This window comes from Streptomyces sp. NPDC030245, from assembly GCF_055572995.1.
Map to the genome: position 1 here is coordinate 197,432 of NZ_JBVICF010000009.1, position 18,325 is coordinate 215,756.

At 72.8% G+C, this 18,325-nt stretch carries 17 protein-coding genes; 3 read left to right on the forward strand and 14 right to left on the reverse strand.

Annotated features, from left to right (window positions below):
- Window positions 1–10 precede the first annotated feature (10 nt).
- The 5 genes from ACZ4Z4_RS24330 to ACZ4Z4_RS24350 form a co-directional block, all read right to left on the reverse strand.
- Window positions 11–1,489, reverse strand: coding sequence for an esterase (locus tag ACZ4Z4_RS24330; protein ID WP_468330917.1), 1,479 nt, complete (start codon window positions 1,487–1,489; stop codon window positions 11–13).
- Between the two features lie 156 nt (window positions 1,490–1,645).
- Entirely contained in the window at window positions 1,646–2,557 is a 912-nt protein-coding gene (locus tag ACZ4Z4_RS24335) for a glycoside hydrolase family 16 protein (RefSeq protein ID WP_468330920.1), read from the reverse strand.
- 84 nt (window positions 2,558–2,641) lie between these two features.
- Complete coding sequence (locus ACZ4Z4_RS24340; RefSeq protein WP_468330923.1) at window positions 2,642–3,802, reverse strand: oxygenase MpaB family protein; 1,161 nt, start codon at window positions 3,800–3,802, stop codon at window positions 2,642–2,644.
- Between the two features lie 28 nt (window positions 3,803–3,830).
- Window positions 3,831–4,886: a polyprenyl synthetase family protein gene (locus ACZ4Z4_RS24345; protein WP_468330926.1), complete on the reverse strand. Its 1,056-nt coding sequence runs from the start codon at window positions 4,884–4,886 to the stop codon at window positions 3,831–3,833.
- Window positions 4,876–5,154, reverse strand: coding sequence for a polyprenyl synthetase (locus ACZ4Z4_RS24350; RefSeq protein ID WP_468330929.1), 279 nt, complete (start codon window positions 5,152–5,154; stop codon window positions 4,876–4,878). The genes ACZ4Z4_RS24345 and ACZ4Z4_RS24350 overlap by 11 nt, the downstream gene beginning before the upstream one ends.
- A 278-nt stretch (window positions 5,155–5,432) precedes the next feature.
- Between ACZ4Z4_RS24350 and ACZ4Z4_RS24355 the strand changes: the two genes are divergently transcribed.
- Window positions 5,433–7,547, forward strand: a complete 2,115-nt coding sequence (locus ACZ4Z4_RS24355) for a choice-of-anchor A family protein (protein ID WP_468330932.1) — start codon at window positions 5,433–5,435, stop codon at window positions 7,545–7,547.
- A gap of 46 nt (window positions 7,548–7,593) precedes the next feature.
- On the opposite strand, the gene ACZ4Z4_RS24360 is transcribed toward ACZ4Z4_RS24355, so the two are convergent.
- Entirely contained in the window at window positions 7,594–8,280 is a 687-nt protein-coding gene (locus ACZ4Z4_RS24360) for a L,D-transpeptidase (protein ID WP_468330935.1), read from the reverse strand.
- A 133-nt stretch (window positions 8,281–8,413) separates the two neighbouring features.
- On the opposite strand from ACZ4Z4_RS24360, the gene ACZ4Z4_RS24365 reads away from it, so the two are divergent.
- Together ACZ4Z4_RS24365 and ACZ4Z4_RS24370 are read left to right on the forward strand one after the other, a co-directional pair.
- Window positions 8,414–8,797 carry a DUF779 domain-containing protein gene (locus ACZ4Z4_RS24365; protein ID WP_468330938.1) on the forward strand — a complete coding sequence of 128 codons (384 nt, stop codon included), beginning with the start codon at window positions 8,414–8,416 and terminating at the stop codon, window positions 8,795–8,797.
- 155 nt (window positions 8,798–8,952) lie between these two features.
- Window positions 8,953–10,158: a phosphodiester glycosidase family protein gene (locus ACZ4Z4_RS24370; protein WP_468331482.1), complete on the forward strand. Its 1,206-nt coding sequence runs from the start codon at window positions 8,953–8,955 to the stop codon at window positions 10,156–10,158.
- Window positions 10,159–10,168: 10 nt separating this feature from the next.
- On the opposite strand, the gene ACZ4Z4_RS24375 is transcribed toward ACZ4Z4_RS24370, so the two are convergent.
- The 8 genes from ACZ4Z4_RS24375 to ACZ4Z4_RS24410 form a co-directional block, all read right to left on the reverse strand.
- Window positions 10,169–11,737 (reverse strand): hypothetical protein, encoded by a 1,569-nt coding sequence (locus ACZ4Z4_RS24375; RefSeq protein WP_468330941.1) that lies wholly within the window; start codon window positions 11,735–11,737, stop codon window positions 10,169–10,171.
- Between the two features lie 88 nt (window positions 11,738–11,825).
- The gene (locus ACZ4Z4_RS24380; RefSeq protein WP_468330944.1) at window positions 11,826–12,020 is read right to left on the reverse strand and encodes a hypothetical protein; all 195 of its coding nucleotides are present in this window, start codon (window positions 12,018–12,020) and stop codon (window positions 11,826–11,828) included.
- Window positions 12,021–12,149: 129 nt separating this feature from the next.
- Window positions 12,150–13,010: a phosphatidylinositol-specific phospholipase C/glycerophosphodiester phosphodiesterase family protein gene (locus ACZ4Z4_RS24385; RefSeq protein ID WP_468330947.1), complete on the reverse strand. Its 861-nt coding sequence runs from the start codon at window positions 13,008–13,010 to the stop codon at window positions 12,150–12,152.
- Window positions 13,011–13,154: 144 nt separating this feature from the next.
- Window positions 13,155–13,847 carry an ABC transporter ATP-binding protein gene (locus tag ACZ4Z4_RS24390; protein ID WP_468330950.1) on the reverse strand — a complete coding sequence of 231 codons (693 nt, stop codon included), beginning with the start codon at window positions 13,845–13,847 and terminating at the stop codon, window positions 13,155–13,157.
- Window positions 13,840–14,751, reverse strand: coding sequence for an ABC transporter ATP-binding protein (locus ACZ4Z4_RS24395; protein ID WP_468331485.1), 912 nt, complete (start codon window positions 14,749–14,751; stop codon window positions 13,840–13,842). The genes ACZ4Z4_RS24390 and ACZ4Z4_RS24395 overlap by 8 nt, the downstream gene beginning before the upstream one ends.
- Window positions 14,752–14,795: 44 nt before the next feature.
- The gene (locus ACZ4Z4_RS24400) at window positions 14,796–15,662 is read right to left on the reverse strand and encodes an ABC transporter permease (protein WP_468331488.1); all 867 of its coding nucleotides are present in this window, start codon (window positions 15,660–15,662) and stop codon (window positions 14,796–14,798) included.
- Between the two features lies 1 nt (window position 15,663).
- Window positions 15,664–16,629 carry an ABC transporter permease gene (locus ACZ4Z4_RS24405; protein WP_468330953.1) on the reverse strand — a complete coding sequence of 322 codons (966 nt, stop codon included), beginning with the start codon at window positions 16,627–16,629 and terminating at the stop codon, window positions 15,664–15,666.
- Between the two features lie 59 nt (window positions 16,630–16,688).
- Window positions 16,689–18,284, reverse strand: a complete 1,596-nt coding sequence (locus tag ACZ4Z4_RS24410; protein ID WP_468330956.1) for an ABC transporter substrate-binding protein — start codon at window positions 18,282–18,284, stop codon at window positions 16,689–16,691.
- Window positions 18,285–18,325 lie beyond the last annotated feature (41 nt).

The following is an 18,325-nucleotide window of genomic DNA, read 5'->3' on the forward strand; positions in this document are numbered from 1 at the left end:
CGGCCGGCGGCTACTCGTCGATCGCCGCGCCGAACGCCGCTCCCGTCGCGGGCGCCCCGAGCGAGCCCGCGCCGTACGTCCAGGACCCGGCGCCGGTGACACCGCCGGAGCCCGCCGACAGAACCCAGATCACGCCGTCGCCGGCGTTCTCGCCGGGGGCGGCCGCGAGGAGGCCGAAGCGGCCGTCGCGGTTGGGGTCCGAGAGCCGGACCTGGGCGCCCCACTTGTCGCCCTTCTCGGGCGCGCCGGGGATGTCGGCGGAGTCCTGGTCGAAGGATTTCGCGCCGCTCGCCGTCAGCCCGTTGTCCGAGCCGCGCAGCACCCAGACGGCGCCCGCGTCGGCGACCGTGCCGATGTCCTCGCCCGGGGCGCCGATCGCGACGTCCGCGTAGCCGTCGCCGTCCGTGTCCGCGACGGACAGGTCGGCGCCCCAGCCGTCACCGCGCTCGGCGACGCCGGGCACGCCCTCGGCGTCCTGCGTCCACCACTTGGCCTCCTCCCCGAGGCCGTTCGCGGTGCCGTAGCGCACGCCGACCAGGCCGCCGGTCATCGTCTCGCCGCCGTCGTCGGGCGAGTTGGGCTCGCCGGTCACGAGGTCGTCGTAGCCGTCGTTGTTGATGTCGCCGGAGGCCGCCGCGGGGCCGCCGCGCAGGTCGTTCTTGTACGTGAGGCCGTCGGCGCCGCCCGCGAACTGCACGGACCAGCCGTGACCGGGTTCGTCCCCCTCGGTCGTACCGGCGGCGACGAGGTCGGCGTAGCCGTTGTCGTCGTAGTCGCCGGTGGTCAGCGACTTGGCCACGATCTGGCTCGCGTCGGCCGACCTGCCGAGTTGCTCGGTGGCCTGCCTGCGCAGCGGAGTCTCGCCCCTTCCCTGCGGCGCGGGGTCGTAGGCGAAGAGGTCCACGTTGTCCCGGTCGAGGACGGCGAGGAGGTCGCCGGGCGTGGCCGCGGTGAAGTGTGCCGCGGCCAGGCCGAGGCCGAACTGCTGGCCCGCGGCGGCCTCCCCGCTCTGCAACCAGGTGCTGGCGGAGCCGGTGAGTCCGGACTCGGAGCCCCAGAGGACGGCGACGCCACCGGCGTCGACTCCCTCGTCGAGGTCCTCGCCGGGGATGCCGACGATCGCGTCGTCGTAGCCGTCGCCGTCCAGGTCACCGGTGGCGACGGCCTTGCCGAAGTTGTCGCCGGCCTCGGCGGCGCCGGAGACGCCGGCCGTCGACTGGCTGAACCGGGCGACGTTCGTGGTGCCGATGCCTCTGGTCGAGCCGTACTGGACCGTGACGAGGCCGGCTCCCTTGGCCCCGCTCACCGTGGCGCCCGGGGCACCGACCAGGACGTCCTCGTATCCGTCGCCGTTGAAGTCGCTGTTGCGGTCGTTGGCATGCGTGCCGCCGGGGGTACCGGCGAAGGCGGAGGGGGCGGCGGCGATACCGGCCCCGGTCAGCAGAAGGAACGAGGCCGCGGCGAGGGCGGCCGAACGGTTCTTGCGCACGAGCGGCTCCTGTGGAAGAAGGTGGCCGGGCAGGCGCGGGGGGGTCCGGCAAGGGCCCGTTCCTTGTCCGGCGCCCTGTTCGACAGGGGATGCGGCGGAAGGGTTGTACGAGGTGACGATTCCGGTACGGGCGGGTGAACTCGCGGCGCCCGCGCGTCACTTCCAGCCGTACGCGTACGCGGCCACCCACGTGATCTCCAGCTGGGCGCTGCTGCCGGGCGCCGCCCCCGGCCCCTCCAGGGCGCTCTCGTTCTGGAGGACCCAGGAGAGCGGCCGGTCCGGCACGCCCCTCGTGTCGTGCCCCGTCTCGCGCCCGTCGACGAAGAACCGCACATGGCCGGGGGTCCACTCGGTGGAGACGGTGTGCCACTCGGTCCAGTCGTCGGCGCCCGGGTACGAGCCCTGTTCGCCGCCGCCGCAGGGGTGGTGGAAGGCGTTGAGGGAGCCGGTCCACTCGCCTTCGGGGTGGTCCATCTCGCAGCCGCCGCCGTAGTGCAGCCAGGCCGACTTGTAGCCGGGAGCCTGCTTGGTCACCTTGATCCGGGCGCTGTACTTGCCGTACTTCATCTGCATGACGGCGCGTGGTACCACCGCCGACGCGTGTACGGGCCCTCCGTCGGCGGGCCGCCACATGCGGATGCGCATACGGCCGTCGCCGTCGGCCGCAGGGCCCACGCTGACGGTGTCCTCCGGGTGGTAGACGCCGACGACGTCACGGTCCCGGTCGTTCGCCGTGTCGCGCCAGCCCGTGGGGTACGCCCACCAGTTGTCGCGGTAGGAGCCGTCGAGGCCGGCGCAGTACGCGGCGGAGGTGTCGGCGTGGTGGTCGCAGTCGCTGAACGCGCCGAGCGGCACCCGGTCGCCGTTGAAGTCCTCGGCGAGGACCTGCCAGAACGGCCCGCAGTCCCCGCGCGGCAGCGTGCTGCCCGCGGTGCGGCAGGCGTCGGCCGACAGCGGCGCTCCCCCGGCGCCCGGCACGCACAACAGGGCGCCGAGCACCGTCACGCCGAGCGCACCGGACACGACAGGCCGCCCGCGCCGCCGTCCCGCCGCCGCGTGTCTCCCCATCGCACTGCCTCCGCTCCGCGGACACCCCCGAGGAGGGGTCATCCTCGTGCAGCGCGCACCACACCGCCAGGGTCCTGGCGCCTCTCAGCGGGTCCAGGCGGGCGGCGGGGTCCACCGGCGGCCGGGCGGGACCGTGGTGGAGACGCCGTAGTCCTTCTTGAGCTGTTCCGGGATGGCGTAGTGCATCACGCGTCCGCGGGTGAGGGAGGACAGCTCGAAGACGCTGACGAGGTGGCCGATGCGGTCCAGCGCCCAGGCGCCGTACGGGGAGCGGTCCTCGATACTCTCCAGGACGCCGAGGAGGCGGGGCACCGCCCTGACCGCGGTGTCCCAGGGCGTGCGCGGCACCGCGAGCCAGTCGGCGCAGGTGTCTCCGACGAGGAAGCGGATGAGGGCGGAGACGACGGGGTCGAGCAGGGTTCCCGGCACCACTTCCTCGTAGAGGTCGATGAGCTGCCGGGTCAGGTGCGCGCCCTCGTCGGAGGGGCCCATGTGGCGGAGCATGTACAGATCGAGGAACCGGCGGGCCTCGTCGAGCGTCTTGGGCACCGCCTCCTGGTCGACGCCGAGCATCGCGCCGACCACGCGCCAGGCGTAGTAGTAGGCCTCCGCACCCTCCGTCGACATGTGGATGCCGAGGCGGTGCAGGCTGTCCAGCACGAGCATCGAGAAGAACATCTGCCCGCCGATCATGTCCTCCTGACAGATCGGCGTGCCGAGGGCGGCGGTGTCCCACTGGTTCTCGCGCTCCAGGTGGTGGCGGATGGACGCGTGCAGGAGGCGCACCTTCTGGGCCGCGGGGATGAAGCGGCTGCCGCTCTCGAAGGCGTCGGGCTGCATGAGGTGGACGGTGAACTGCCCGGTCTCCGCCATCCGTTTGGAGGGGTACTTCAGTCCGTGCGTGGCGGACAGGAGCTTCGCCACGTGCGGGACGACGTAACAGGCGGGCATGGAGGCGAAGGACAGGGCGGTGGAGATGTGCACGTTGTTGTCGATGAAGAAGAGCCGGGCCTTCTCCATCTCCCCCCAGTCCACCCAGGACGGTGGGACGCGGGTGGCCTCCAGGTACTCCCGCGCCACGTCGGGCAGCCCGTCCGGCAGCGGGGCGCCGGCGGTGGAGACGTACCGCATCAGGGTGTTGAAGGTGCCCACCTGCCCGCGTTCGAAGAGCGTGGCGACGGTGGCGTCGGCGAGTTCGTCCCCGGCCCGGCGCAGGCCGTCCATCGATGCCTCGGTGCAGGTCATGGCAGGGTTCCTCGTCTTCCGTTGCGGGTCAGGACGGACGGAGCGCGGCCGAGCGCGCCAGCGCGGTGAGCGCGGTGTCCGCGTGCGGGGGCAGGACCAGCTCGCGCAGGGCGTCGAGGGCGTCCTCGACCCGCGCGCCGATCATGTCCTCGACGCGGGCGGGCGCCCCGAGCCGGCGCATCACCTCGCGCACCTCTTCGAGGTTCTCGCCGCCGGGGTCCGGCCGGCCGAGGAGAGTGCGCAGCCGCTCCCGCTCGTCGTCGCCCGCGAGGCGCCAGGTCTCCGCGAGGAGGGCCGTGGGCCGGTGGGCGCGCACGTCGTCGGCGTTGGCCTTGCCGGTGATCTCCGGGTCCCCGAACAGGCCCAGCAGGTCGTCCCGCAGCTGGAACGCCTCGCCCAGCGGCAGCCCGTACGCGCGAAAGCCGTCGCGCAGCCGTGTCCCCGCGCCGGCCAGGGCCCCGCCGATGAGCAGGGGCTGCTCGACGGTGTACTTGGCGGTCTTGTAGCGGATCACCTTCAGCGACGCCTCGGTGTCGGGCACGGCTCCGGTGCGCAGGATCTCCAGGCACTCGCCCGCGATGAGCTCCCTGGCCATCACCGTCCACAGCGGTCTGGCCCGGGCCAGATAGGCGGCGGGCAGGCCGCTCGCGGCGAAGAGCTCCCCGGCCAGGGCCATCAGGAGATCACCCACGAGCATCGCCAGTGACCTGGCGGCGGCGTCGCGGCGGGGCCTGCGCCGTACGGCGCCGCGCAGCGCGAGGTGCGCGGTGGGCCGCCCGTGCCGCAGCGGGCTGTCGTCGATGAGGTCGTCGTGCACGACCGCCGCGGCGTGCACCAGTTCCATGGCGGCCGCCGCCCGTGCCAGCGCGTCGCTGTCGGGCTGCCCCACCGCGCGCCAGCCCCAGTAGCAGAACGCCGCCCGCAGCCGCTTGCCGTCCGCGACCGCCGCCTCCAGCTGCTCGGCCACCGGGCCGAGCAGCGGGTCGACCGCCGCGAACCGGTCCGCCTCCTCGGCCACGAAGCGGTGCAGGACGTCGTCGACGCGGGTCTTGAAGCCGGTCGGCTCCCAAAGGTCATACGTCATCGGCGGCCCGTCGGGCCAGGGCGCGCCGGGCCAGGATCTCCAGGTGGGCCGGGGGCACCGTCGCGTACCGGTCGAGCGCGAGGCGCCCGCGGGCCGTGAGCTCGCGCTCGGCGTCCGCGGCAAGCTCGGCGGTGTCGGAGCGGCGCAGCACTCCGCGCACCGCTCCCAGGGCCGAACTCACCGTGCTCACCGCCAGATCGGCCAGTCCGGCCACCAGGAGCACCGCCTGCCCGTCCGGGCCTCCGTGCGGTCGTGTATCCCGAGTCATGCCGTCTCCCCCGCCCCCTCGCGCGTCCGGACGGCGCCGGTCGCCCGCCGTCCCCGTGAGCATCGCGCCGGAACCGGCCCGGGAGCGGCAGAACTCACGATCGGGTGATCACATCGCTCGGCCGTGCGGATCGCGGCCGCGGCGAGCAGGCCATGCGCCCCGCACTCGCCCTTTGCGGTGCTCTTCGCGGGAGGGCACGGATCGGTTGATCGGCTGCGGACGGCGTTCGTGCAAGCCTCCTCCACGTCGTTCTGTCCCTGTCAGGAGCTGATGTGCACGTGACCGTCCCCTCCCTCTTCCGGTCCGGAATGAGGTATCTCTGTCTCCTCGCCGTCGTGGCGGGAAGCGGCCTGCCGGCCATGCCCGCCGCCGCGCACTCCGCCGCGGCCGCCGCGGCGAAGCCGCTGCCCGGCGGGCTCGGCCCGTGTGTGCCGGGCAACTGCCCGAGCGACGGCTACCCGCCGGTCAACAACGGTGCGATCCAGTACCGCGACAACGCCATCAACATGTACGTGGGCGGGGACTTCCTCGTCCGCGGGAGGGCCGCGGAGGCCGAAGGGCGCGTCGTCGTCCTCGGCGACTTCGACCAGGACAAGGTCGCCGGCGCCAGCAGCGTCTACAACATCGGGGAGGCCGGCGTCGGCTCCCGGGTCGCGCCGCCCGTCGGCGCGGACTGGCTCACCACGGGCGGCGGGGTCAGGGTCGCCGCCGGGGAGCGGCTGCTCGCGGAGGACGGTGTGGTGCGCCACGCCGGTGACACCACCGGCCGGATCGTCGCCACCGTGCGCGAGGACGCCGACGCCGCCGCCCCCTACCGCCCGCTGCGGGACGAACTCACCGCCGCCAGCCAGTGTTACGCCCACCCCGAGGGCGGCACGCGCACGCCGACGGGCACGGCCACGCACGCGGGCGGCGAGACCCTGTTCCGGGGCGACGGCACCTCCGCGCTCCAGGTCTTCAACGTGGACTTCGACCTGATGGGCGGCAGCGGCGGCCAGGAGGGCATCCGCTTCGAGGGCATCCCGGACGGCGCCACGGTGCTGGTCAACATCCTCGGGACCAGGCGCACCATCAACACGTACAGCGGGACGATCGACGACAGCAGCGCGTTCAACAAGCTGCGCGGCCGTCTGCTGTGGAACTTCCCCGACGCCACCTCGGTGGAGATCAAGGGCACCGGACAGTTCCAGGGCAGCGTTCTGATCGGCGACCAGGCATCGTCGTCCACCATCAGCATCCCGGGCATCAACGGCCGCTTCTTCACCACGGGCTCGCTCACCCACACCAGTGCGGCGTCGGGTGGCGGCGGCCAGGAATTCCACAACTACCCCTTCGACGGCGACCTGCCCGACTGCTCCGACACGCCCACCACCGGCGAGGTGAAGGTCGTCAAGACCGACGAGGACGACGGGGAGCCGCTCGCGGGCGCCGAGTTCCAGCTGTGGCAGGAGACCAACGGCGTCGACGGGCTACAGACCCGCGGCGACTACCCGGACACGCAGGTCGGCGGCGCGTGCGTCACCGAGGCGCCGGGCGAGTGCGCCCGGACGGTGCCGCTCGGCACGTACTACTGGCGCGAGACCAGGGCACCGCGCGACTACGACCTGCCCTCGCCGAACGTCTTCGGGCCGCTGGAGCTGACCGAGGCCAACGCCTCCGCGGGCGTGTCGGTGACGGCGGAGAACGAGAAGAAGCCCACCGTCGTGGAGGGCGAGGTCACCGTCGTCAAGAAGGACGAGGACACGGGCAGGCGGCTGCCGGGCGCGGTCTTCCAGCTGTGGCGCGAGACCAACGGCAGGCCCGGCCTCCAGCGGACGGGTTCGGACCCGGACACCCCGACCGGCTCGCCCTGCACGACGGACGCCGTCGGCCGCTGCGAGAGGGAGGTCTCCGTCGGTACCTACTACTGGGTCGAGACGAAGGCCCCCGACGGGTACGAGCTGCCCGACCCGGCGGTCTTCGGCCCCCTCGTCCTCACCGCGGCCGACGCCGCGACGGGAGTCTCCGTCGAGGCGCTGAACAGCGTGCGCGACGAACCGGAGGACACCGGCTCGATCACGGTCGTCAAGAAGGACAAGAAGACGGGCAGGCCGCTGCCGGGCGCCGTCTTCCAGCTGTGGCGCGAGACCAACGGCAGGCCCGGTCTCCAGACCTCGGGCGCGGGCCGGGACACGCTCACCGACGGGGGCTGTGCCACGGACGGCCGCGGCCGGTGCGAGTACCAGGGCCTCGACCTCGGCTCGTACTACCTGCGGGAGACCGCCGTTCCCGACGGATACGTCCTGCCGTCGAGGACGGTCAGCGGCCCGCACAGGGTGACGGCGGGCAACGCGGCCGAGGGCGTCACGGTGACGCTCACCAACGAGCGCGGCGGAGGCAAGAAGAAGAAGTGATCCCCGCCGGATGATTCCGGCCGGGACCGCCGGGCACGGGTGGCGTTCAGTCGTCCGTGCCCGGCTTCGTGCCCCAGAGGTAGAGGCGGTCGCCCTTGAGCAGCAGGTCGTAGAGGCGCTTCGCGTCCTCCAGGGCCAGGTTCACGCAGCCGCCCGAGCCCGACGAGAAGAGGTCCGCACTGGTCCCGTGCAGGGCCTGCCCGCCGTTGAAGAACTGCGCGTACGGCATGGGCACGTGATAGATCGTCGAGTAGTGGTAGCTCTTGCGCAGATAGATCCGCTGCCAGCCGTGCCGGGTCTCCAGGCCGTCCCGGCCGCTGCGGATCGGCACCGGATCGAAGACCAGCCTGCGGCCCGCCTGTGCCCACAGGACCTGTCGGGTCAGGTCCACGCACGTGACCCGGTACGGCTTCACTGGACAGCTCCGCCGTTGCGCGGGGTCGCGCCGGACGGAGTCGGCGACGGCGAAGCGGTACGTCCGCAGGTCGGCGCTGCCGTCCGCAGGGCGGATGCCGAGCCGCTGCTGGAGCCGTCGGATGGCCACGCAGTCGGCGGCGGACTGGCGCCCGTCGACCGGCAGCCGCAGCTCGCGTTCCAGCTCGCGCTGGTAGGGGGCGGTGCCCGCGCGGCACGCGGGCTCGACGAGGGTGGCGGGAGCGGGGACGGCGGCGGCGCCGTGCGAGGCGGGTACGGCCAGCGACAGAGCGGCGAGCGACGAGAGGAACCAGCGCATCGCCCCAGCTTCGGGCGGCCCGCCGCCGCGCCCCGCGCGACACGGCCCGACCATCCCACAATTGCTCCGAACAGCCGCCCGGCGACCGTGCCTCGCAACCCTGTTGCAACGTGCCGCGCGGCAGAGTCGCCCCATGGACCGCCAGGAGACGAAGGGCGCCGATGGCAGCACCCCGCGGGTGGAGCTCACCCCCGCCGCCGCACGGCTCGTACGGCGGCTGCGGGAGCTGCACGGGCCGCTGATGTTCCACCAGTCGGGCGGCTGCTGCGACGGCAGCGCACCCATGTGCTTCCCGGACGGCGACTTCCGTACCGGTGATTCCGACGTGTGCCTCGCGTCGTTGACGGTCGACGGGGTGGCCGAGCCCGTAGCGTTCTGGATGTCGAAGAGCCAGTACGAGGTGTGGAGCCACACCCGGCTGATCGTGGACGTGGTGCCGGGAAGAGGCAGCGGCTTCTCCCTGGAGGCGCCGGAGGGCGTACGTTTCCTCATCCGTTCCCGCCTGGCCGGAACGTAGCAACCCGCGTCTGGTGAACTCCCCTGGCTGCTGCGACAGTTACTTCGCTCACTTCGCCGCCCGGCCGACACCAGGAACCAGGGGGATCTGTGGCACGCCAGAAGCAACGCGGTGGACGGTTCAGAACGGTCTGCACCTTCTTCACGACGCTCGGCATGCTGGCCGGTGCGGCTCTCGCGGGAGCGGCACCGGCCGGCGGTGCTTCCGGCGTCGCCGAGCGCGCCGGCGGCAGGATCGCGCCGGGCGTGGAGTACCGGTACTTCGACGTGGCGGGCTCACGCGGCACGGCCCGCGCGCACGTCCTCGACGTGGATCTGCGCGATCCGCGCACGAGCGTCGGGCTGTTGTATCCGGGCAAGGTCGCCGCGCGTGCGCCCGTCTCGGCGCTCGCGGACGGGGCCGGGGCCGTCGGTGGCATCAACGGCGACTTCTTCAACATAAGCGAGACGCAGCACCCGGGTGTCGCGGCGACCGGCGCGCCCGTCGGCCCGGCGATCGCGCGGGGCCGCGCGCTCAAGGCCGCCGTGCCGAACGGGCAGCGCTTCGGCCCCGCGATGCCGCCGGGCGTGACCACCGAGGCCGTGCTCGGCGTGGGCCAGGACCGCAGGGCCCGCCTGGACAGCCTCGCCCTGGAGGGGCAGATCCGCACCCGGGCCTCTCGCCTCCCGCTGGGCGGCCTCAATCAGTACGCGCTGCCGGTGGGTTCCGTCGGCGCCTTCACCACCGACTGGGGCGCCGTCTCGCGCGTGCGCGCGACCTGCGGCACCGACACGAACCGCGGCGCGCCGTGCAGCACCGACACGCATGAGGTGACGGTCCGTGACGGGCGTGTCGTGGCCTCGGCCGGGACGCCGGGCAGCGGCCCGATCGCCCCGGACGAGACGGTCCTGGTCGGCCGGGAGGCGGGCGCGCAGGAGCTGCGGAAGCTGTCGACGGGCGACCGGGTGCACGTCAGGCACCGCCTGGTGGCGGCCGAGTCACGTATGCCGCTGCGCTTCGCGATCGGCGGTTACCCCGTGCTGCGGGGCGGTGTGCCGCTGCCCGGCCTCGACGCCACGACGGCGGCGGTGCGGACGGCGGCGGGGATCTCCGACGACGGGCGTCGGCTGCTGCTGCTCTCGCTCGACGGCTCCCCGGAGTTCCGTGCGGGGCTGACGATCGCCGAGGTGGCCGAGACGCTGCGGGGCCTCGGCGCGCGGGACGGTTTCAGTCTGGACGGCGGCGGCTCCTCCACCCTGGTCTCCGCGACGTCCACCCTGGTCGCGCGGGCCCCGGGCGCCGATGCCGTGACGGTCCGCAACAACCCGAGCGGCGGGGTCGAGCGGCCGGTGCCGAACGGCATCGGCGTGTTCTCCCGGTGATGACGGCCCGTCACTCCGTGTCGCGTACCGCCACGAGCCCGTTGAAGACGCCCACATAGGCCGTCCCATCGGGTCCGAGCGTCACGGGCGCCCAGTTGTTGTCGTAGGCGACGCCCGTGCCGGCGAGCCGCTTCCAGCGGGTGTCGCCGGTGCGGAAGTCGACCGCGGTGAGGTACCAGGCGTCGACGCCGAGGCTGTTGGGCTCCTTCGTGTAGAAGTACAACAGGCCGTTCGCGGTGGAGAGTTTGGGCACGGTGGAGGGGGCGCGCACGCCGCTCTCCCAGGCCGTGTCGCAGCCGCTGCCGTCCTCGCGCACGTCGATCCTGCTGACGCCGCCGACGACGCTGCGGCCGAGGGTGAGCGAGGTGATGTTCTCGTAGCCGTAGTTGTTCTCGACGACGAGGCTGTCGCCCCAGGTGATCAGCGAGTTGTCGGTCGTCGACGCGCCGGACCGGAAGACGGGGACCTTGCAGACGAGCCGTTCGTCGGCCGGCACGTCGGCGCCGCGCCGGTAGACGAGGACGTTCATGCGGTCGTCGGCGTTGTCGGTGATCGCGACATAGTCGCCGTGCTCGCCGAAGAGGTCGGGGGTGGTGCCCGAACCCTGGTTCACCGAGCCGGGTTTGGTGCCGGTGCCGCGGTCGTACGTCTGGCGCCAGAGGGCCTTGGGTGTGCCGTCGGCGGTGGCACGGAAGCTGTACAGGGCGTGGTCGGAGACGATGGAGACGCCGTCCTCCGCGACGGAGAACGAGTTCTGGATCTCCTCGCCGGAGAGGCGGATCGAGCGGATGTCGCCGGACTTCGGGTCGACGGTCCCGACCCGCCCCTGCCGGGTCACCCACCAGATGCGCCCGTCCCAGTCCGGCATCACCGACGTGACGGGGTCGCACTCACCGCTCGGGTAGAGGTAGGTCCAGCTGACACAGTCGTGCGGGACGTGTGCCGTCAGGTCCCACTCCTTGTCGACGACGAAGCGCCAGCCGCCGTCGGGCGTGCGCTCGTGGGCGAGCCGGACGATGTGCTGACGGGAGTCGGCGAGGACGAGCCTGTCCTCGTTGTCGAGGTACGAATAGGCGCCGCCCGACGTGTCCTTGAAGATCTTCGAGAAGTCGAGCCGGGTGATGGCCTCGACGGTCGAGGGCCGCTGCGGCAGCTTGTACTCGGCGAGCGTGTCCAGCGTCCTCGGGTCGAGCAGCTTGACCAGGAAGCCGGTGAACGTGCCGCACACGGTGATGACGCGCCCGTCGCGGTCGAAGGTGACGGTCGCGCACTCGCCGCCCAGCGCCGCCATCTTCTCGCTGTCGACCGCGGGCCGCTTGCCGAGCGGCCCGCTCCAGGGGTACGTGCCGCTGCCCGCCGCGTCGGCGTGCATGCCGCTGCGGCCGTTGGCGGCGAGGTAGGGGTGCTGGGGCGGCGGGGTGCCGGGCAGGGGGCGGGCGTCGGCGGGCGCGCCCTCGTACTGCTCGACGAGCCGGTGCCCGGGGGCTCTGGGTATGTCGTCGGCGTGGGCGGGGACCGCGAGGGAGACGGTCAGCGCCAGGACACCGGCGGGGACGAGGCGGCGCAGTCTGCTGGACATGCGCCGAAGCTAGAGCGCACCCCTTGAAGTGTCCATGAAACAGCGTCAGTTGTTCATGAACCCGAAAGGAACGGCCTGCCGGGGCAGGTCACGGCCGGATGCCGCTGACGATGTGGGCGGTGGCCGTCAGGCCGTCGTGGATGGTCGGGGCCATGCTCGTGCCCGCCAGGTAGAAACCCAGCAGCAGACAGACGACGGCGTGCGACACCTTCAGCGCCCCATTGCGCAGAAAGACCGCCGCAAGGATCACGAGCAGCAGCACGACAGAGATCGAAACAGCCATGCGAAGTACCTCCTCCGCCACGCGGAACCGCGGCTTCCGGCCGTCAGTGTCGCCTAGCGGAGGAGGCGTTCGGGCGTCTGACCTGTGCTCCGAACGGGTGTTACTCGCGCGAAGGTTGATCCGGTCGGATCATCGGCCGTGCGCGTCGAGGAACGCCTCGAGGCCCGCGAGGTCATCGGTGTTGAGGTGGTCGACACCGGCGGCGAGCAGCTCGCCCCAGACCGCGTCGCGCTGCGGGCCCGGCAGGTCGGGCGTCGCCCAGAAGCGGACGCGCTGCCCGCGCGCGTGGGCGGCGGAGACGATGCCGCGCAGCTTGTCGCGCTCGGCGGCGGGCATCGGCCCCACGCCCTGCCAGCTGAAGTTGAGGGACCAGTTGTCGCTGATCAGCGGGATGAGCGAGGCGGGCGCGGTGCCGCCCAGGTCGGCGAGGCGGCCGTCGTAGAAGGCGTGCCGGACGCGCTGCGCGGCCATGGGGGCGCGGGCCGCGCGGTCACCGGAGACGACGGCCGTGATGGCGCCGCGGCGCACCTTCCCGTAGGCGTACGACGTGAACAGGTGCCGGTAGGGCCGCAGTTGGCGGTGGAGTGCGGCGTACGTCGACGCGCCCTCGGTCTTGATGTCGATGAGCAGCTGGAAGGGGGTGCGGTGGTAACCCCGGTACACGGCACCGTGGTTGGCCCGCACGCGCGCCGCCAGGGGCTTCAGGTAGAGCGATTCGAGGGTGCGGGTGGGGTCGAGGTCGACCGGGTCGTGGGCGACGAGGAGCTGCCCGTCGACGAGGAAGATGTCCGCCTCGACGCTGCCGAACCGGTGGTCGAGGGCGTCGAGGAGGGGCCGGGGGTGTTCGTAGTCGTTGTGGGCGTGGGCCCGGACCAGCGGCCGGGGGCGGGGGTGGCGCCCGCTCGCCTGCGCGTGGGCGGGTATCGCGATGCCGCCCGCGAGGGCCGCGCCGAAGGTGGTGAGGGCTCTGCGACGGGTGGTGAGGGCCATGTCTGCCTCCCGGAGGGACGGGTCGGGGCGCGCCGGTGCACGACGCGCGGATACGACGGTGAGCGGAACCTCAGTGAGTATGCGGCTCGGCCCGGGGCAGGAAACCCTGTCCTTACGGGAGTTGGCGGTATGGATGCCGGGGGTTCACGCCGGAGGCGCGAAAGCCTCCGCCCCGGAGCGGCCCGACACCAGTTCGTCCCAGTGCGTGGTGCGGTCGCACCAGCGTTCCAGGAGGATGCGGTCGTGGCCGACGGCCAGGAGGCCGGCGGCGTGTTCGGTGCGGTACTCCTCGACGACGTGGACCAGGGCCGCCGTCGTCGAGGCGTCCAGCATCGCCGTCATCTCGTCGCAGATCAGCCAGCGCGGGCGCAGGATCAGGGCGCGGGCCAGGCAGGCGCGTTGCAGCTGGCCGTCGCTGACCTCGTGCGGGCGGCGGCCGAGCAGGTCCTTGCCGAGGCCGACGCGGGCCGCGAGGTCAGGGACCGCGGCGGCCGCTTCGGAGCCGCGGCCGACCGCCCGCAGTGGTTCCGCGATCAGGTCGGTGAGGGCAAGGCGGGGGTCGGCGGAGAGCCGCGGCTGCTGGAAGACGACGCCGAAGGCCGTGCGCTGTTCGCGGGGGGCGCGGTGGCGCCAGCCGCGGGCGGTCTCGCCGTCGATGACGACCCGGCCCGCGTCGGGGCGGTGCAGCAGCGCGGCGACCCGCGCGAGGGTGGACTTGCCGCAGCCGCTGGGGCCGAGCAGACCCACGGACTCGCCGGGGGCGATGGTGAGGTCGACGTCCCGGACGACGGGGGCGCGCCGGTCGTAGCCGGCGGTGATGGCGCGCAGTTCAAGCACGGGGGGCCTCCAGCACGTCGGCGTGGGGGTGGTGGCAGGCCGCTCCGTCCGTGAGCGCGGGCAGCGCGCCGCACGCCTCGTCGGCCCGGTCGCAGCGGGCCGCGAACGCGCATCCCGCGGGGAGCGCGGACAGCTCGGGCGGCATGCCGGGGACGGGGGTGAAGGCGCGCTCCGGCAGGGCGTTCAGGAGCCCGCGGGCGTAGGGGTGCCGGGGTCCGGGCGTGCCGAAGAAGTCGGTGGCGTCGGCGACTTCGACGACGCGGCTCGCGTACATCACGGCGACGCGGTCGGCGATCCGTTCGGCGGCGGCCAGGTCGTGGGTGATCAGGAGCAGTGCGCGGTCGTCGCCGACGTGCCGGCGCAGTTCGTCGACGGTGCGGTCCACGAGGTCGCGGTCGAGTCCGGTGGTGGGCTCGTCGGCGAGGAGGAGCGGCGCGTCGCCGATGAGGGCGAGTGCGGTGGCGGCGCGCTGGGCGAGGCCGCCGGAGAGCTCGTGGGGGTAGCGGTCGAGGTGGCCGGAGGGGAACGCGGCGCGCTCGGCGGCCGCTTCGGCGGCGGCCCGCAGCTGCGGCTTCCGCACCCCGGCGAGCTCGCGCAGGGTCTCCTCCAGCTGGGAGCGGACGGTGCGCACCGGCGTCAGATGGGCGGCGGGGCTCTGCGGTACGAGTCCGACGCGCCGCCCCCGCACGGTGCGGGCGAGGGTGCGCTCGTCGGCGGTGAGGAGGTCCAGGCCGCCGATGAGGGCGGACCCGGCGGTCTCGGCGTTCTCGGGGAGCAGGCCGAGCAGCGCGGAGGCGAGCACGGACTTGCCGCAGCCGCTCTCGCCGACCAGGGCGAGGCACTCCCCCGCGGCGAGGTCGAAGGTGGCGTCGGTGACGGCGGAGACGTGGGTGCCGCCGCGCATGCGGAATCGTACGGAGAGACCCTGTACGGACAGGACGGGGGCCGTCACAGCATGAGCTCCGATCGGCGCCGGGGATTGATGCGTTCCCGCCAGGCGCCCGCGAGGCCCGCGATCGCCAGGGTGGGCACGATGATGAACAGGCCGGGGAAGAGGGTCGGCCACCAGTCGCCCGCCAGGAGCGAGCCGCGCGCGCTCTGCACGAGCGTGCCGAGGCTCGCCTGGTGGGAGGGGAGGCCGAGGCCGAGGAAGGAGAGCGCGGACTCGTGCCAGATGGCGTGCGGCACCATCAGGACGGCGGCGAGGCCGGCCTGCGGCAGGACGCCGGGCAGCAGGTGGCGCACGGCGACCCGCAGCCGTGAGGCGCCGCCGGAGATCGCCGCGTCGACGTACGGCCGCGAGCGCAGGGACAGCACCTCGGCGCGCACGATGCGGGCGGTGGAGAGCCAGTGGGTGAGCGCCACGGAAACGACGACCGGCCAGACGCCGGGCCGGAACATCGCGACGATGAAGATGCCGAGCAGCAGGTGCGGCACGGACGAGAAGACGTCGACGAGCCGCATCACGATCCGGTCGACCCAGCCTCCGGAGGCGGCGGCGAGGGCGCCGACCGCCGTGCCGATGACAGTGGCGACGACCGCCGCGACGACGCCCACCAGGAGCGAGACGCGCAGGCCGTAGACGCAGCGCAGCAGCAGGTCGCGGCCGACGTCGTCGGTGCCGAAGGGGTGCGCGAGCGACGGCGGCCGCAGCTTCGCGGCCAGGTCGACGGCCTGCTCGTCGAGGTTGACGAGCGGGGGTACGACGAGGACGGCGAGGACGACCGCGGCGACGATCACCGCGGAGGTGCGCACCCGCCACGCGCGCGTGGAGCGGCGCACACCGCCCCGGGAACGCCAGACGATGTCGGTCATCTCAGCCATCGAATCCCATCCTCGGGTCGGCGAGGCCGTACAGGAGGTCGGCCACGAGGTTGCCCAGGAGGACCGCGGCGGTGGCGAGCGCGGTCAGGGCGGCGAGCAGCGGGAAGTCCACGGAGGTCGCCGCCTGCACGGTGGCGGCGGCGATGCCGGGCCAGCTGAAGACGGTCTCCACCAGGAGCGCCCCGGTGATCAGTTCGGGTACGCGGGAGCCGATGAGCGTGAGCACGGGCAGCATGCCGGAGCGCAGCGCGTGTCCGAGCAGAACGGTCCGTTCGGCGAGGCCCCGCGCGCGTGCCCCGCGCACGGGGTCGTCGCCGAGCGCGTCGCCGACGCCTTGGCGCACGTAGAGGACGAACCAGGGCAGCTGCGAGATCGCGAGCACGGCGGCGGGCAGCACGAGGTGGCTCGCGACCTGCCCCGCCGTCACGGTCGAGCTGGCCGTGTCGGTGAGTCCGCCCGAGGGCAGGACGCCCAGCTTCAGCGCGAACAGCCAGACGGCGAGCAGGCCGAGCCAGAACGGCGGCGCGGCTTCGAGGGTGTACGCGAGGGAGGTCACGGCACGGTCGACCCAGCCGCCGGGGCGGCGGGCGGCGAGGACGCCGAGGGCGGTGCCGAGCAGGATGGCGACGAGGAACGCGGTGGCGGCGAGCAGCACGGACCAGCCGATGCGTTCGCCGATGGCGTCCGCGACGGGCTGCCGCAGCGTGCTGGAGTCGCCGAGGTCACCGGTGAGGGCCGAGGTCAGCCACTCCCACCAGCGGGCGGTCAGCGGCCGGTCGACGCCGAGGTTGGCGCGCAGCTGGTCGAGGTTCTCCTGGGAGGCGGTGAGGCCGGCCGTGCCCGCGTACGCCTTGACGGGGTCGAAGGGCGAGGCGGCGGCGATGGCGAAGACGCCGAAGGTGACGACGAGCAGCACGGGCACGGCGAACAGCAGCCGCCGTGCCGCGAGGCGTGCCATGGGCCCCCAGGGGAGGCGACGCCGCGTCGCCGCCCCCGGTGCCTCGGTTATCGCCGGTGTCACTTCTTCGGCTGCCAGTCCTCGACGTTCCACCAGGGCCCGGACGCCAGGCCGTGGTCGTGCGGCTCGACCTGGGTGGTGAGGTCGCCGAACTTCTTGTCGACGACGTAGAGGTGGTCGATGTGGGTGAGGAAGGTGTAGCCCGGGTTCTTCACGAGCTCGCGCTGGATGGTGTCGTACGCGGCCTGGCGCTTCGCGTGGTCGCCGCTCTTGCGGGCGTCCTCCAGGGCCTTGTCGACCTTGGGGTTGTCGTAGTGCGCCATGTTGTTGAAGCCGTCGCCCGCGAGGGAGGACTTCAGGAGCGTGTACTGGTCGAAGTCGGGGTCGGCCGGGGAGCCGCCGCCGGCGAGGACCGCGTCCTTGGGCATGCGGGGCTCGATCACCTCCCACGTGCCGGACTGCACCTCGACCTTGATGCCGAGCTTCTTGGCGTCGGAGGCGTAGGCGAGGGCGTGGTCCTGGCGGAGCTTGTCGCCGGAGAGGTACCAGAGCGGGAACTTCGCCTGGACTCCGTCCTTCTCGCGGATGCCGTCCTTGCCCGGCTTCCACCCGGCGTCGTCGAGGATCTTCTTCGCCTTGGCGGCGTCGAACTTGCGCTCGGTGCCCTTGGTGAACCAGGGGCTGTCCGTCGGGACGGGCCCGTAGGCCTCCTTGCCCTCGCCGTAGAGGATCGAGTCGACCATGGCCTTGCGGTTCACGCCGACGTCGAGGGCGCGGCGGACGGCGGTGTCGCCTGCGACCTTGTTGCCGGTGGGCAGGGTCACGACGCGGTAGTCGAAGGTCTTGGCGGCGTAGGTGTTCTTGCCGCTGTCGCTCTTGTACTTCTTCGCGAGGTTGGGCGGCAGGATCGCGCCGTCGAGCTCACCGGCGTCGAGCCGGGTGGCGCGGATGTCGTCGTCCTTGATGATCGCCATGGTGAAGTTCTTGACCTTCGGCGCGCCGCCCCAGTAGTCGGGGTTGGCCTTGAAGGTCAGCTTCTCGCCCTTGGACCACTTGACCAGCTCGTACGGGCCCGTGCCGACCGGCTTGGTGGTGAAGGCGCCGGTGTTCACGTCCTGCTTGGCCGCGATGTGCTCGGGCGCGATGGGCAGGACGGTCCGCTCGGCGAACGGCGCGTAGGGGTACTTGAGGTGGAAGACGACGGTGTCGTCGCCCTTGGCCTCGACGCTCTTGACGGCGTCCAGCTCGGTCTTGGAGGCGTTGTTCGTCTTCTTGTCGAGGATCGTCTCGTAGGTGAAGACGACGTCCTTGGCCGAGAAGGGCTTGCCGTCGCTGAACTTGACGCCCTTGCGGAGCTTGTACGTGTAGGTCCTGCCGTCGTCGGTGACCTTGGGCAGCTCGGCAGCGAGGGCGGGCTTGAGCTTCATGTCGGCGTCGTGCGTGAGCAGCCCGTCGAAGATCTTCGAGTTGCCGTCCTTGCCGTAGCCGAGGAGCGGGCTGAGGGTCTCGGGCTCGTACGCGATGCCGACGACCGCCGAGTCCTTCGCGCCGCCCGCGCCGCCGCCGTCGCCCGGCGCCGAGCAGGCGGAGGCGGCGACCGCTATGGCGGCCGCCGTCGCCACCGCGCCTGCGCCCCGTATCGATCGGGCCCTCATGCTCCACACCCCTACTGAAGATCAGCTGTTGTTGCGAACAG

Bases quoted from the DNA above. Each gene is read 5' to 3' on its own strand.
- ACZ4Z4_RS24335 (WP_468330920.1), bottom strand. From the start codon at position 2,557: ATGGGGAGACACGCGGCGGCGGGACGGCGGCGCGGGCGGCCTGTCGTG.
- ACZ4Z4_RS24340 (WP_468330923.1), bottom strand. From the start codon at position 3,802: ATGACCTGCACCGAGGCATCGATGGACGGCCTGCGCCGGGCCGGGGAC.
- ACZ4Z4_RS24345 (WP_468330926.1), bottom strand. From the start codon at position 4,886: ATGACGTATGACCTTTGGGAGCCGACCGGCTTCAAGACCCGCGTCGAC.
- ACZ4Z4_RS24350 (WP_468330929.1), bottom strand. From the start codon at position 5,154: ATGACTCGGGATACACGACCGCACGGAGGCCCGGACGGGCAGGCGGTG.
- ACZ4Z4_RS24360 (WP_468330935.1), bottom strand. From the start codon at position 8,280: ATGCGCTGGTTCCTCTCGTCGCTCGCCGCTCTGTCGCTGGCCGTACCC.
- ACZ4Z4_RS24365 (WP_468330938.1), top strand. From the start codon at position 8,414: ATGGACCGCCAGGAGACGAAGGGCGCCGATGGCAGCACCCCGCGGGTG.
- ACZ4Z4_RS24370 (WP_468331482.1), top strand. From the start codon at position 8,953: ATGCTGGCCGGTGCGGCTCTCGCGGGAGCGGCACCGGCCGGCGGTGCT.
- ACZ4Z4_RS24375 (WP_468330941.1), bottom strand. From the start codon at position 11,737: ATGTCCAGCAGACTGCGCCGCCTCGTCCCCGCCGGTGTCCTGGCGCTG.
- ACZ4Z4_RS24380 (WP_468330944.1), bottom strand. From the start codon at position 12,020: ATGGCTGTTTCGATCTCTGTCGTGCTGCTGCTCGTGATCCTTGCGGCG.
- ACZ4Z4_RS24385 (WP_468330947.1), bottom strand. From the start codon at position 13,010: ATGGCCCTCACCACCCGTCGCAGAGCCCTCACCACCTTCGGCGCGGCC.
- ACZ4Z4_RS24395 (WP_468331485.1), bottom strand. From the start codon at position 14,751: ATGCGCGGCGGCACCCACGTCTCCGCCGTCACCGACGCCACCTTCGAC.
- ACZ4Z4_RS24400 (WP_468331488.1), bottom strand. From the start codon at position 15,662: ATGACCGACATCGTCTGGCGTTCCCGGGGCGGTGTGCGCCGCTCCACG.
- ACZ4Z4_RS24405 (WP_468330953.1), bottom strand. From the start codon at position 16,629: ATGGCACGCCTCGCGGCACGGCGGCTGCTGTTCGCCGTGCCCGTGCTG.
- ACZ4Z4_RS24410 (WP_468330956.1), bottom strand. From the start codon at position 18,284: ATGAGGGCCCGATCGATACGGGGCGCAGGCGCGGTGGCGACGGCGGCC.